This window comes from Pseudomonas sp. IT-P44 (genome assembly GCF_949768225.1).
GTDB classification, from domain to species: domain Bacteria; phylum Pseudomonadota; class Gammaproteobacteria; order Pseudomonadales; family Pseudomonadaceae; genus Aquipseudomonas; species Aquipseudomonas migulae.
In genome coordinates this window covers 106,862-120,645 of sequence record NZ_CATKQM010000046.1, presented here as the reverse complement: position 1 = coordinate 120,645, position 13,784 = coordinate 106,862, and the positions used below count along the sequence as shown (strand labels likewise).

Here is a 13,784-nt window from a genome sequence, read left to right as displayed (position 1 = left end):
TTGGTGTAAAGCCAGCCTCCCTACGAGACTGGCGTTCAAACAGTGTTTACGCCGCAGCCAACTCATTGGGCTCAAAACTGTCCGCCCGCGCCATCTGCCACATCCGCGAATAAAACTCGCCGTTCACTTCTCCTGTGAGCAATTCCCCCGGTTTCAAAAACACATGCAGCTGCGAGAACAGCTTGATCTCGGTCGCCGACATGCGCCGCACCAGGTGCTTGGCCGACAACTGCGACGGATGTTCCAGGCCTGCGGCGGCGAGCATTTCCGCGAGTGCCTTGAGGGTGTTGCGGTGGAAGTTGAACACCCGCTGGGCCTTGTCCGGGACGACGAGGGCGCGCTGGCGCAAGGTGTCCTGCGTGGCGACGCCGGTCGGGCATTTGTTGGTGTGGCACGACTGCGACTGGATGCAGCCGATTGCGAACATGAAGCCGCGCGCCGAGTTGGCCCAGTCGGCGCCGATGGCCAGCACGCTGGCGATGTCGAAGGCGCTGACAATCTTGCCGCTGGCGCCGAGTTTGATTTTGTCCCGCAGGTTCAGGCCCACCAGCGTGTTGTGCACGAACAGCAGACCTTCGCGCATCGGTACGCCGATGTGGTCGGTGAACTCCACAGGCGCTGCCCCCGTGCCGCCTTCCTTGCCATCGACGACGATGAAGTCCGGGAGGATGCCGGTTTCCAGCATGGCCTTGGCGATACCCATGAATTCCCACGGATGGCCGAGGCAGAACTTGAAGCCCACCGGTTTGCCGCCGGACAGTTCACGCAATTGCTGGATGAAGTGCATCAGTTCGATCGGCGTGGAAAACGCACTGTGCCGCGATGGCGAGATGCAGTCTTCGCCCATCAGGATGCCACGGGTTTCAGCGATTTCCTTGGTGACCTTGTGCTTGGGCAGAATCCCGCCGTGGCCGGGTTTGGCGCCCTGGGACATTTTGATTTCGATCATCCGCACCTGCGGGGTTTGCGCTTGTGCGGCGAAGCGTTCCGGGTCGAAGCGACCGTCTGCGGTGCGGCAACCGAAGTAGCCGCTGCCGAGTTCCCAGGTCAGGTCGCCGCCGTTTTCCCGGTGATACGCGCTGATGCTGCCTTCACCCGTGTCGTGGGCAAAGTTGCCGAGCTTGGCGCCCTGGTTCAAGGCACGAATGGCGTTGGCGCTGAGCGAACCGAAGCTCATGGCCGAGATGTTGAACACCGATGCCGAGTACGGCTGCGTGCACTGCGGGCCGCCGACCAGGGTTCGGAAACTGCTTGGGTCACTCAACGGCGCCGGGCGCATCGAGTGGCCGATGAATTCGAAACCCGACTGATACACATCGATCAACGTGCCGAAGGGTTTGTCGGCGCTTTCGTTCTTGGCGCGGGAATAGACCAGCGAGCGCTGGGCCCGGGAGAAGGGCAGGGCGTCGCTGTCGGATTCGAGCAGGTACTGGCGGATTTCCGGACGGATGCCCTCCACCAGATAGCGGATGTTACCGAGGATCGGGTAGTTGCGGCGTACGGCGTGAGGGCTTTGCAGCAGATCAAACAGGCCCACGAGGCTCAGGACACCGGTGACAGCGGTGATCGGCCAGAGCCAGTCGTGTTCCAGGAACGGCAGACTGGCGAGGGTGAAAATCACACAGACGGCAAAGAAGGCGTAGCGGCTCAGGAGTGACAGGCTCATACGGTTTCCTTGGGTTCGGACTCGGTTGTGTTCGGCACACCTATCCCTGTAGGAGCGAAGCTTGCTCGCGAAAGCAACATTTCAGCCAACATCAATGTTGAATGTGATGGCCTCTTCGCGAGCAAGCTTCGCTCCTACGGGACCGTGCTGTGTCAGGCATTCTGCGCCTGGAGGAAAATCGAAAACAGCTCGGACTGGGACTTGATCCCCAGCTTGCTGTACATGTGTTTCTTATGGACTTTCACGGTTTCGACAGAGATTTCCAGCTTACGGGCGATTTCTTTACTGGAGCAACCGCTGAGCATCAAACGCCCGACATCCAGCTCCCGGGCGGTCAATTGCGCGCCTTTGAGTTGCTGCACCGAGGCTTCCAGCTGAACGCGCCAGTCACCTTGGACCGGTGCCGGTGCGAGAGCCACGACTTCGTTGATTTCGTAGGGCAGGCGCTGACGCAACAAACCCAGCACCCACGGCTGGATCAACGACAGCAACGCGATCTGCTGGCCGCTGAAACGCTGTTTGCTGCCCAGAGACAGGCACAACGTGCGGTCGCCTTCGAGCTGACAATTGAACTGGATTTCATCGGCCACCACATTCAGACGAAAGTAGCGCTGGTAATACTCGGTCAGCTCAAAGTGCTCCGGCGCCACTTCCGACAGGCGATACAGCCCGGTGCGCGATTGCTCGCGGCAGGCGATGTAGAACGGGTCGAGCAGGTACAAACCGCGCAGGTAATCCTGGAACAACTGATCCGGGCTGCCGTCTTCACCGGGACATTCGGCGAACACTTGCGGGTGCTGATCCGCGCTGAAAAGCAGCGCCACCCAACTGTCGAAGGTGACGTATTGATCCAGTAACCGGACAAGCTGCGTCCAGAAATTCGGCTTGTCGAGGGCGTCGATCAGTTGCCCGACCGAACGGTGCCAGGCGATGTCGTCTAACGAAAGTGTCATGCATCTACCCCTATCGGGTTACCCCAGCCGCGTGATTCCCTGGCCGGTTGCTTGCTGCGCATACTGGCGCACAGACAACGACCGGGCAATCTTTCTGCCGCCCGGCCACTAGAACAAGGACTACCCATGAAGGTCGAACTCGCCCAACTGGCGGGCCGTGACAACGACACGGCTTACAACCTCGAACGCGCGCTGGCGGCGATTGGTGCCTGCGCCGCTGACACGCAGTTGATCATGTTCCCCGAAAGCCACTTGATGGGCTTCCCGTCGGCCGAGACCGTGGCCGCCGTTGCCGAACCGCTGAACGGTCCGACCGTCAGTGCAATCGTCGCCGCGGCCCGCGAGCGCAACATCGCCGTGGTGATCGGTACGGCGGAAAACGACAACGGTCGTTTTTTCAACACCACGCTGCTGATTACCCCGCAAGGCATCGCACTGAAATACCGCAAGACGCACCTGTGGGCGTCGGATCGCGGCGTGTACGAGCCGGGCGATCGCTACGCCACGTGCCTGTGGAGCGGCGTGCGGGTCGGCCTGCTGATCTGCTACGACATCGAATTCCCGGAATCCGCCCGCGCCCTGGCGCAACTGGGCGCTGAATTGCTGATCGTCACCAACGGCAACATGGACCCGTACGGCCCGACGCACCGCACCGCGATCATGGCCCGCGCCCAGGAAAACCAGGCGTTTGCGCTGATGGTCAACCGTGTGGAAGAGGGCGATGGCGGGTTGTTGTTCGCCGGCGGCAGTGCGTTGGTGAATCCGCTGGGCACGCTGTTGTTCGAGGCCGGGCGCGAGGAGGGGCAGTTTGCGGTTGAGCTGGATCTGAATCAGCTGACCTCCGCGCGGCAGGATTATCGGTACCTGGATGATCAGCGACTGAAGTTGCCGGGGGAGACGGTTGAGCATGCTTGTGGATTGCGGGAGCTGCTGATTCCCAAGAATTGATCCGGATTCTGTGTCGCATCGGGCTGACGCCATCGCGAGCAAGCCCGCTCCCACAGGTTGTTCGCGGTCCATGTGGGAGCGGGCTTGCTCGCGAAGGGGCCCTCCCAGGCAAGACATCTGTTTGACGCTTCACCCAGAACAACAAACGCAACACCCGTAATTTGCGCCGAACTCGGCTCTGCCATAAATCCAATAAAATTCGGAGTAGTCGCTCATGGCTCGTTTGCAACGCACCCTGTCATTGGGGTCGGTGGTGCTGTTTGGCATCGCCTACATGACGCCGATCATTGTGCTCGGCACTTTCGGCATCCTCGCTCAATCCACCGCTGGCATGGTGCCGGCCGCGTACCTCGCGGCGCTGGTGGCGATGTTCTTTACCGCCATGAGTTACGGCCGGATGGCCTCGGCATTCCCTGTCGCTGGCTCGGCCTATAGCTACGTGCGCAAGGCGATCAGCCCGAAACTCGGTTTCATCGCCGGTTGGGCGGTGCTGCTCGATTACCTGTTCCTGCCGATGGCAATCTGGCTGATCGGCGCGGCTTACCTCAACTCCGCATTCCCGGCCGTGCCGCAATGGATCTGGGTGCTGGCGTTCATCGGCATCACCAGCGCAATCAATATCGTTGGCCTGAAACTGGCCAACGGCATCAACGCCTTGCTGATGCTGGTGCAGTTTCTGGTGCTGATCGCCTTCGTGGTGCTGTGCATCCACTACGTTGGCGGCGATGCGAGCACGCCGTTGTGGTCGGTGAAACCGTTCTTCAACGGCGACATGCAGATGCCACTGATCATGAGCGGTGCCGCCATCGCCTGTTACTCGTTCCTCGGTTTCGACGCGGTCAGTACCCTGACCGAAGAAACCCGCGACCCGCGCCGCACCATCCCGCGGGCGATCATGCTGATCACCCTGATCGGCGGGCTGATCTTTGTCGGCGTGTCGTACTTCGTGCAGATCGCGCACCCGTCGTTCCAGTTCGACAGCGTCGATTCGGCGGCCTATGAAATTGCCCGCAACATCGGTGGCGACCTGTTTGTGTCGATCTTCCTGATCGGCTTGATCGTCGGTCAATTTGCCTCGGGGCTGTCGGCTCAGGCCAGCGGTTCGCGCCTGCTCTACGCCATGGGCCGCGACGGCGTGTTGCCGAAATCTTTCTTCGGTACGTTGCATGAGCGTTTCGGGACGCCGATCAACAGCATCCTGCTGTGCGCAGTGGTGGCGTTGCTGGCGCTGAAGCTGGACGTCACCACCTCGACCTCGTTCATCAACTTCGGCGCGTTCCTGGCGTTCAGCCTGGTGAACCTGTCGGTGATCTTTCATTACTGGATTGGCGGCGAGAAAAAGGGGCTGCGTGAGTTGGTGCTGTTCCTGATCTTCCCGTTCATTGGCCTGGCGGCGGATTTGTGGCTGATGGTCAGCCTCGATCACCTGGCGATTTACCTGGGCCTGTGCTGGCTGGCGATTGGCGTGGTGTACCTGGCGGTGCTGACCGGCGGATTCCGTCGCCAGCCGCCGGAGATGGATTTTCAGGAAGCCACCTGAGGTACGCTGAACTCCTGTAGGAGCCTGGCTTGCTGGCGATAGCAATCTCAAGAGCGATGTAATTCTTCAGACCGCTATCGCCAGCAAGCCGGCTCCTACAGTGGGGGCTGTGTTCAGGCAGTGGGTTTTGATTGGTGGATCGGCAGTTCGACGCGGAAAGTGCTGCCAACGCCGACTTCACTCACCACCGAAATATCCCCCCGGTGTTTCTTCACGATGCCATAGGACAGGGACAACCCCAGCCCGGTCCCCTGGCCCACCGGTTTGGTGGTGAAAAACGGGTCGAAGATTTTCTGCAGGCTGGCCGGCGGGATGCCGGTGCCGGTGTCGGCGACTTCGATCCACACCTTTTCACCGTCGATTCCCGTGCGCAGGGTGAGGGTGCCGCGTTCCGGGCCGATGGCCTGCGAGGCGTTGACGATGAGGTTCATGATCACCTGGTTGATCTGCGAGGGCAGGCATTCGATGTCGGGGAGGTGCTGATAGTCCTTCACCACATCGGCCTTGTACTTCAGTTCATTGGCCACGATGTTCAGCGTCGACTCGATGCCTTGCTGCAGATTCGCCCACTGCCATTCCTGATTGGAGTCCGCCCGCGAGAATTCCTTCAGGTCTTTGACGATCTGCCCGACGCGGCTGATGCCGTCCTTGGATTCCTTGATCAGCAACGGGATGTCGTCGCGCAGGAATTCCAGTTCGATCCGCTCACGCAGCTGTTGCAAACGCTCGACCAGCTCGCTGGAACCTATTGCCTCTTCCGCATCCCGATAAGCGTCGAGCATTTCCTGCAGCTGTTTGAAATAGCCATCGAGGGTGCCGAGGTTGGAGGAAATGAAACCGATGGGGTTGTTGATTTCATGGGCGACGCCGGCCGCCAGTTGCCCCAGTGAGGCGAGTTTTTCCGACTGCACCAATTGCGATTCAAGCTGTTTGCGTTCGTCGATTTCCCGTTGCAATGCCTCACTGGCCTGTTTGAACTGGGTCGTTCTCTGGTCCACCAGATGCTCCAGGTGGCTCATCTGCACAAAGGCCCGTTCGGTCATGTCCCATTTGGTCAGCAGGGTGTTGGCCATCTGCTGGACTTCAATGTTGTCGAACGGCTTTTTCAGAATCAGCAGACGGTCGTGCGCCTGCAAACGGTCCAGCAGTTCATCCCAGGAATAGTCGGAGTAGGCGGTACACACCACCACTTGCAGGCGCGGGTCTTCCTGCCACAGATGCTCGATGGTTTGTGCGCCGTCCCAGCCTTCGGGCATGCGCATGTCGACGAAGGCCAGCGCGTAGGGCTGGTTTTGCTGCAAGGCTTCTTGGAGTTTGCCCAGACCCTCTTGGCCGCCATACGCCGAATCCAGCTCGAACAGTGCGCGGGTGGATTTCACTTCACTGCCGAACAGCGCGGCCTCCATCTCGTCCAGCTCGACGGTCTGCACGGGCGTCGGCGTGAGGATCTTGCGGAAATCCACGTGAATGGACGGCGTGTCATCGATCAGCAAAATGCGGCGGTTCGACAGTTCGCTCATGCCTCCTCCATGACGGTTTTCAGCGGGATCTGCAGGGTGAACAGCGCGCCCTTGCCCGGCCCGTCGCTGTGGGCGGTGAGGTGGCCATTCATCTCGATGGCCGCCAATGCGCAACTGTGCAGACCAAAGCCGTGACCTTCCTTGCGGGTGGTAAAACCGTGGGCAAAGATGCGCGTCATGTTTTCCGGGGCGATGCCTTCGCCGTCATCCTTGACGCTGACTTGCAGCGTGGCGTCGTCGACCACTTTGACCCCGAGGGTCATCTGTCGCGGGCGGTTGCTGAGGTCGGACATCGCGTACTTGGCGTTGCTGATCAGGTTGATCAGGATCAGCAGCAACCGGTGCTTGTCGCCCATGACCTGCGGCACCTCGCCGTACTCCTTGACCACCGTGACGTGATGCCGGGTCAGCGCGCCGGAATTCATGCGCAGGGCATCCTCCAGCAATTCGCTGATGTGCAGCGGCTCCACCAGGCTGTTGGCGCCCGCGTAGGATTGCTGGGTGGCGACGATGTCCTTGATGTGGTCGACACTTTTGCTCAGTTGGGCCAGTTCGTCGCTCATGCCTTGCTGTTCGAGGGCGATGGCCTCGACCAGTTGGTTGAGGTAGCCGGGCAGCAACTTGCCTTTCTCGTCCTGGGTCAGGAAGGTGCCGAGGTCGCCGGGGTGTTCGTTGATCAATTGCATGGCTTTGCCCAGCCCCTGGGCCTTGCTGGCGCGCAGTTTGCGCGAGACCAGGTCGGCCGAGATGTTGACGCTGTTGAGCACGTTGCCGACGTTGTGCAGCACGTTGGTGGCGATCTCGGCCATGCCGGCCTGCCGCGCGGTGTCGAGCAGCTCGCTCTGGGTATCCTTGAGTTCACGGGTGCGTTCTTCTACCCGCAATTCCAGTTCGTCATTGGCGGTTTTCAGGGCTCTGTTGACGCGATTGATGATGCTGAAACTGCGCATCAAGTGAATAGCCAGGTACACCAGCAACAGGACCAGCAACACCGAGAACACCAGCATGTAAAAGTGATAACGCTGCTCGACCACATCGGCCTGTTGCTGGTCCTTGTTCAACAGGCTGGTGATGTCGTCCAGGCGCTCGGCGACGGGAATCGCTTCGATATTTCCCAGCAAGCGGTTGACCACCGGTTGTTCGCGCAGAATCAGTGAAATGTGGGTGCTCAGAATATCGATCGGGCTGTGAAACTGCTCGGGCAGGCGCAGCTTGTTCACCCCTAGCTTGTTCAGCCCGACCAGAATGTCAGCGGCCTTGTCGTCGGAAGTGACCTGGGCGAACTCCAGGCTGCTGAGCAGCAAATCGTAAGTGTCGGTGGCGATGTTCTGCAGTTGTAGTTTGTCGCCATCGACCAACCGGGCCAGTGGTTCCTGAATGTCGTCCTCGGCGGTGGGCAGGAACGCCAGTGAATTGCGCAGCAGCGCGTTGTGGGACTTGAACTGCTCCACCAGCCGGGTCTTTTCCTCGATGGCGGCCAGGTACGCATCATGGCTGGCGCGCCAGATCGGCGAGTCGTTGCGGCCGTGGTTCGACTCCATGGTGTCGAACCGCTCCCACAGCTTTGTCATCTCGGTCAGCGGTGCGACCAACGGATCGTAGTTGTGGTTGGTGGCGATCCTGGCTTTGAGAATCTCGGTTTCCCATTGCGCATTGAGCTGCTTTATCCGGCCGATCAGGTCCCGGGATTCGGCGTAGGCCGACGTCTCGTTCGAATTCGATTTGAGGTACAGGAACAGCAGCGTCGAGGCCAGTAACAAAGCGACGACGCCCAGCAGTGCGAGGCTGCGACGGCGGGACATTTTCATAAGGGTTTGCCTCCCCATTCACCGGTCAGGGTCTTGAGGAATTTGATGATCAGGGTTTTGTCCTCGGCGGAAGGAATGCGACCGAGCTGGAACTTGAACATCACGTCCACCGCCTCTTCCAGCGTGTTGGCCGAGCCGTCGTGAAAATACGGTGCGGTCACCGCGACATTGCGCAGGCTCGGTACCTTGAACACGTTGCGGTCCTCTTCATCCTTGGTCACCAGATAGCGACCCAGGTCGGAGTCGGTCGGGTTGCCGCGAACCTTGAAGTAATCGCCCATGACGCCGAACTTCTGGAACATGTTGCCGCCGATGTTCACGCCTTGATGGCAGGCGATGCAGCCATAATCCTTGAAGCGTTGGTAGCCGTACTTTTCCTCGGTCGTGAGGATGTCGGTGTTACCCAGCAGATACTGATCAAACCGCGAGTTGCTGCTGAGCAGCGTTCGTTCGTAGGTGGCCAGGGCGTTTTGCACATTGTTCATGGTCACGCCATCCGGGTAGGCGTTGGTAAATGCGCTGCGGTAACCCGTGTCTGCGGACAGCACTTCCACTACGTGCTCCCAGTTGCTGCCCATTTCGCTGGGGCTTTTCACCACTTCATGGACCTGGGATTCCAGGGTGTCGGCGCGCCCGTTCCAGAACTGCCGGAAATTCAGGGTGGCGTTGAACACGCTGGGGGTGTTGATCGTCACTGGCTGACCGGCGAAGCCGATGGAAAACGCCTGGGTATCGGCCCCGCCGTTTTCCAGTCGATGGCAGCTGGCGCAGGACAGCGTGTTGTTGACCGACAACCGTGTTTCATTGAACAACTGGCGACCGAGTTCGACGCGCAGAGGATTCTGTGCAGGCGCCGTTGGCAGTGGCTTGAGGGGTTCGTCCAGCGGCGCGGCGACGGTGCTCAGACAGAAACCGAGCAGCGGCACCAGGAGCAGGTAGTGAATGGACGGCGACATCTGATAATTCCTTGGCTGATAGCCCGTGTGTCGTTGCGCATCGTTCACGTGGCGGTAAATGGAGCAGGTTTCACCGACTCAAGGTATCGGGCGAAGGCGTCCGGTTCGACGGCTTTGCTGAAGTAGTAACCCTGGCCTTCTTCACATCGATGGGCCTTGAGGAAATCCAGCTGTTCGAGGGTTTCCACCCCTTCGGCGATGATGGTCAGCTTGAGGCTGCGGCCCAGGCTGATGATGGCGCTGACCAGTGCAGCGTCGTTGCTGTCGGTGCTTAAACCGCGAATGAACGACTGGTCGATTTTCAGCACGTCGATGGGAAAGCGCCGCAAGTAGCTGAGGCTGGAGTAGCCGGTGCCGAAGTCATCGATGGCCAGCCGGATACCCATGACTTTGAGTCGGGTCAGGGCGGTGACGGTGGTGTCGATGTTTTGCATCAACACGCCTTCGGTGATTTCCAGTTCCAGCAACGCCGGTTCCAGGCCCGTTTGTTCGAGGGTCAGTCCGATGCCATCGACAAAGTCGCGCTGGCGGAAATCGATGGCCGACATATTCACCGACATGCATATTTTTGGCAGCCCTTCGGCTTGCCAGGCGCAGGCCTGCCGGCAGGCCTCGGCCAGCACCCATTTGCTCAGCGGCACGATCAGACCGCTGTCTTCGGCCACACCGATGAACTCCGAAGGGTAGATCAACCCGTGCCCCGGTTTCTGCCAGCGGATCAACGCCTCGGCGCCAACCACCTGACCACTGCTCAGGTCCAGTTTGGGTTGGTAGTGCAGGACAAACTCGTTGCGCTCCAGCGCCAGGCGAATACCGGTTTCGATACTTTGCTGATCCCTGGCGCGCTGGTTCATTTCATCGATGAAAAAGCTGAAATCATTCGGGCCGATTTCCTTGATGTTGCGCATCGCGGTCTCGGCTTTTTTGATCAGCTCGATCGCTTCGAGGCCATCATCGGGATAAATGCTGATGCCCAGGCTCGCAGTCACGCTCAAGTCGTGGCCAGCGATATGCAGGGGGATGCGAATGGCGTTCAAGAGTTTTTCGGCGATGCCCCTGGTCTGTTGAGGGTGGCGAATGTCGGCGAGGATGACCACGAACTCGTCGGAGCCATAGCGAAACACCGAATCCGACTCGCGCACGGTGGCCACCAGATTGCGGCTGACCTGTTTCAACATCTCGTCACCGGCCGGATGGCCGAGCGCATTGTTGATGCGCTTGAAGCGGTCGAGCCCCAGAAACATCACTGCCAGTTGTTTGTCATTGCGTCGTGAAAGGGCCAGCGACTGGTTCAACCGGTCACCCAGCAACGTGCTGTTGGGCAACTCGGTCAACACGTCGTACTGCAGCAAGTGCGACACCTTGAGCAGCTCGTGAACCCGCGCCTCGATGGTTTGCTCCAGGCTCAGCACTTTCATCGCTGCGTCCTGCGCCATCTGCCATTTCCAGGTCAGGGCACTGGCCATCTGGCGGATTTCCAGGCTGTCGAAGGGCTTTTTCAGCACCAGCATCTGGTCGCCGAACTCCAGTCGTTCGGTCATGGCTTCCCAGGTGTAATCCGAAAAAGCGGTGCACAGCGCGATTTCCAGGTGCGGGTCGGCTTGCCACATTTGCTTGATGGTTTCCAGGCCGTCCCAGCCGGGCGGCATGCGCATGTCGGTGAACACCAGCGCATAGGGGCGGCCTTCAGCCAATGCGTGTTTGACCAGTTCGAGGGCTTCCTGCCCCTGGTACGCCGAGTCGAGCTGAAACGTCAGGCGATCCGTGTGCGGCGTGCCAAACAGTGCGGCTTCTGTGCCAGCGAGGGTCTGTTCATCGTCGGTTTCGGGGCCGAGGATCTTGCGGAAGTCATCATGAATCGAAGGCGTGTCGTCGACGATCAGGATGCGCCGGTTGGTCCGCACGCAAGGCACTTTCATCCTTTGTCCTCCGTGGACCGGTGCGGGTTGTCCCGGATCGGCACGATGCTTCCGGCTTTCAGCAGCTCGGCGGCCTGCTGGCTGCTGACCGCTTTGCTGAAGAAGTAACCCTGGGCGTTCATCGGCGACCCGGTGGCCATCAATGAACTGCGCTGTTCCTGGGTTTCGACACCTTCGGCGATGATTCCGATCCCTACCTCCCGGGCGAAATTGATAATGGCGCGCAAGGTGTTGGCACTGGCCGGGTCGCGGGCGGCGGTATCGATGAAAGGTTGAGCGAGCTTCAGGTGATTGACCTGATAGGTCTTGAGGTAATCGAACGACGAATATTCGGTGCCGAAGTCGTCGATGGCAATCTTCACCCCCAGCTCCCGCAGGCGCGGCAGCACATCGTTGTGGGTCCATTTGGTCTGGGCCAGCGTCGCCTCGGTGACGTCGAAGCGCAGGTCCCAGGCGCAGAGCTCCCAGCGCGCGGTGGTGCGCAACACGTCATAAATCAGTTCCGGGCCGCTCTTGAGCTGGGCCAGGGACAGCTTGATCGCAATCACCGGTGGCGCGACACCTTCATCCCGCCACTGGCGCATTTGCCGGCAGGCGCGATCGAGCACCCAGTGACCGAGGGCGATGATGGTGCCGGTCTTTTCGGCGGCGGGCAGGAACGCGGAGGCTTCCAGCAAGCCGCGCCCGGGGTGATTCCAGGTGACCTGCGCTTCCATCCCGAGGATCTTGCCGCTGCTCAGGTCCACTTCCGGCCAGTAACGCAGTTCGAGTTCATCGTGCTCGATGGCCTCTCTCAATTCGCTGGCGATGGTCATGCGCTCGACCATCTCCTGATTGATCTCTTCGGAGTGGAAGTGGTACTGGTTTCGGCCCTTTTCCTTGGAGCGATAGAGCGCCATGTCGGCCTGGGTCAGCAGGCCGTCGGCGCTGGTGCAGGCCGGGCTGTAGCTGCTGATGCCGATGCTGACCGACACCCGGACATCGTTGCCGGCCAGGGAGTAGGGGAGCACCAGCGCGTCGCGGACCTTGGTGGCCAGGGACGCGGAGTGGGTCGGGTCGCTGACGTCCAGTTGCAGGATCGCGAACTCGTCGCCGCCAAGGCGGGCGACGATATCGTTCTCACGTACACACGCCTTGATCCGCCGGGCGACTTCTTGCAGCAACAGATCGCCCACCGGGTGCCCGAGGGTATCGTTGATGCGTTTGAAGTGATCCAGGTCCAGATAAAAGATGGCAAACGGGGTCGCGCCACGACGCGCAGCGGCGAAGGCCTGGTGCAGCCGTTCGATCAGCGTCGCGCGGTTGACCAGCCCGGTCAGCCCGTCGGTGCGCGCCAGCAGGAAGATTTTCTCCTCGGCCAGCTTGCGCTCGGTGATGTCGATGATGATGCCTTCGACTTCCAGCAGGCGGCCTTCATCGTCGCGCACCGGGATGTAGCGGTTTTCCACCCAACGCCAGGCCCCTTCGCCAGTGCGCATCCGAAACTCGATGGACGCTCCGGCGGCATGGCGGTCCAGCACCCGCGCCATCGCCGTGTCGACCTTCGCTTGATCGTCAGGATGAATCAGCTCTCGGGCCCAGTTGGCCGAGGCCACCAGTTTCGCCGCGACATGCCCGTATTTGGTGATGTTGTGCGAGATGTACATCAGTGGAAACGACGGTTCGCCCCGCAGCCGATAGAGAATGGTCGGGCTGTTCTGCACGATGATGTTGGCATCGGACAGTTCCCGGGTACGCTCCTCGACCGCTTGTTCGAGCAGCGACATCTTCAGCGCCGCGTCTTCGGTCATTTGCCACTTGGCGGTCAGCGCGCTGGCCATCTGACGGATTTCGATGGCGTCGAATGGCTTCTTCAGAATCAGCAGGCGGTCGCCGAGTTCCAGGCGTTCGTCGATGTCTTCCCAGGAATAGTCGGAGTAGGCCGTGCAAAGCGCCACTTGCAGCTTCGGATCGACCTGCCACAACCGTTCGATGGTTTCCAGGCCGTCCCAGCCCGGCGGCATGCGCATGTCGATGAAGGCCATTGCATAAGGCATGTCGTTGGCCAGGGCCGTCTCGACCTTGTCCAGTGCTTCAAGGCCCTGAAACGCCGAGTCAAGGATGAAACTCTGCAACGTGACGGCCGCCGTGGTGCCGAACAGGGCATTTTCAGCGCTGATCAGGCTGTCGTCGTCAAACGAAGGCGGGCTGAGGATCTTGATGAAGTCCTCGTGGATTGAAGCGGTGTCGTCGACGATAAGAATCCGACGATTGGTCCGCGACAACAGCGTATTCATCGCCATATGCCGGGACCGACAGCGTTTTGATACACCGTGTTCATAAGGGGCATCCTTTCCCTGACCACTTGGCCGAGCGTACAGATAATGGATCCGAGTGACGTGAGCATAGTCGCCCGGATCAGACTTCGCGCAACCGACTGAAACGAATCATTGCAGTGGTGGGTCGAAAATCATCTAGCCTGTAGGTCAGGATCC

9 protein-coding genes are annotated in these 13,784 nt (G+C 60.1%); 2 read left to right on the top strand and 7 right to left on the bottom strand.

The features are described 5' to 3' along the window. Nucleotides 1-46: 46 nt before the first annotated feature. Both ACM6IO_RS22070 and ACM6IO_RS22065 read right to left on the bottom strand, forming a co-directional pair. A complete protein-coding gene (locus ACM6IO_RS22070) occupies nucleotides 47-1,666 on the bottom strand; it encodes an FMN-binding glutamate synthase family protein (RefSeq protein ID WP_414912229.1) in 1,620 nt (539 codons plus the stop codon). Between the two features lie 152 nt (nucleotides 1,667-1,818). Further along, nucleotides 1,819-2,619, bottom strand: a complete 801-nt coding sequence (locus ACM6IO_RS22065) for a helix-turn-helix transcriptional regulator (protein ID WP_008032237.1) — start codon at nucleotides 2,617-2,619, stop codon at nucleotides 1,819-1,821. A 126-nt stretch (nucleotides 2,620-2,745) separates the two neighbouring features. Here ACM6IO_RS22065 and ACM6IO_RS22060 point away from each other — a divergent pair, with 126 nt between their 5' ends. Further along, a complete protein-coding gene (locus tag ACM6IO_RS22060) occupies nucleotides 2,746-3,567 on the top strand; it encodes a carbon-nitrogen hydrolase family protein (protein WP_414912228.1) in 822 nt (273 codons plus the stop codon). 214 nt (nucleotides 3,568-3,781) lie between these two features. Next, entirely contained in the window at nucleotides 3,782-5,107 is a 1,326-nt protein-coding gene (locus ACM6IO_RS22055) for an APC family permease (RefSeq protein WP_414912227.1), read from the top strand. A gap of 113 nt (nucleotides 5,108-5,220) precedes the next feature. Here ACM6IO_RS22055 and ACM6IO_RS22050 read toward each other — a convergent pair whose 3' ends face one another. Genes ACM6IO_RS22050 through ACM6IO_RS22030 form a run of 5 tightly spaced genes read right to left on the bottom strand, consistent with a single transcriptional unit; the run spans nucleotide 5,221 to nucleotide 13,592 of the window. Then, on the bottom strand, nucleotides 5,221-6,627 hold the full coding sequence (locus ACM6IO_RS22050; RefSeq protein ID WP_414912226.1) for an ATP-binding protein: 1,407 nt from the start codon (nucleotides 6,625-6,627) through the stop codon (nucleotides 5,221-5,223). Then, entirely contained in the window at nucleotides 6,624-8,435 is a 1,812-nt protein-coding gene (locus ACM6IO_RS22045) for a DAHL domain-containing protein (protein ID WP_226300223.1), read from the bottom strand. Before ACM6IO_RS22045 ends, ACM6IO_RS22050 begins: the two co-directional genes overlap by 4 nt. Beyond that, nucleotides 8,432-9,391, bottom strand: a complete 960-nt coding sequence (locus ACM6IO_RS22040) for a cytochrome-c peroxidase (RefSeq protein WP_207286683.1) — start codon at nucleotides 9,389-9,391, stop codon at nucleotides 8,432-8,434. The genes ACM6IO_RS22045 and ACM6IO_RS22040 overlap by 4 nt, the downstream gene beginning before the upstream one ends. Before the next feature lie 44 nt (nucleotides 9,392-9,435). Then, nucleotides 9,436-11,310, bottom strand: coding sequence for a putative bifunctional diguanylate cyclase/phosphodiesterase (locus ACM6IO_RS22035; protein ID WP_008043572.1), 1,875 nt, complete (start codon nucleotides 11,308-11,310; stop codon nucleotides 9,436-9,438). Then, the gene (locus tag ACM6IO_RS22030) at nucleotides 11,307-13,592 is read right to left on the bottom strand and encodes an EAL domain-containing protein (protein WP_414912225.1); all 2,286 of its coding nucleotides are present in this window, start codon (nucleotides 13,590-13,592) and stop codon (nucleotides 11,307-11,309) included. Before ACM6IO_RS22030 ends, ACM6IO_RS22035 begins: the two co-directional genes overlap by 4 nt. Nucleotides 13,593-13,784: the final 192 nt, after the last annotated feature.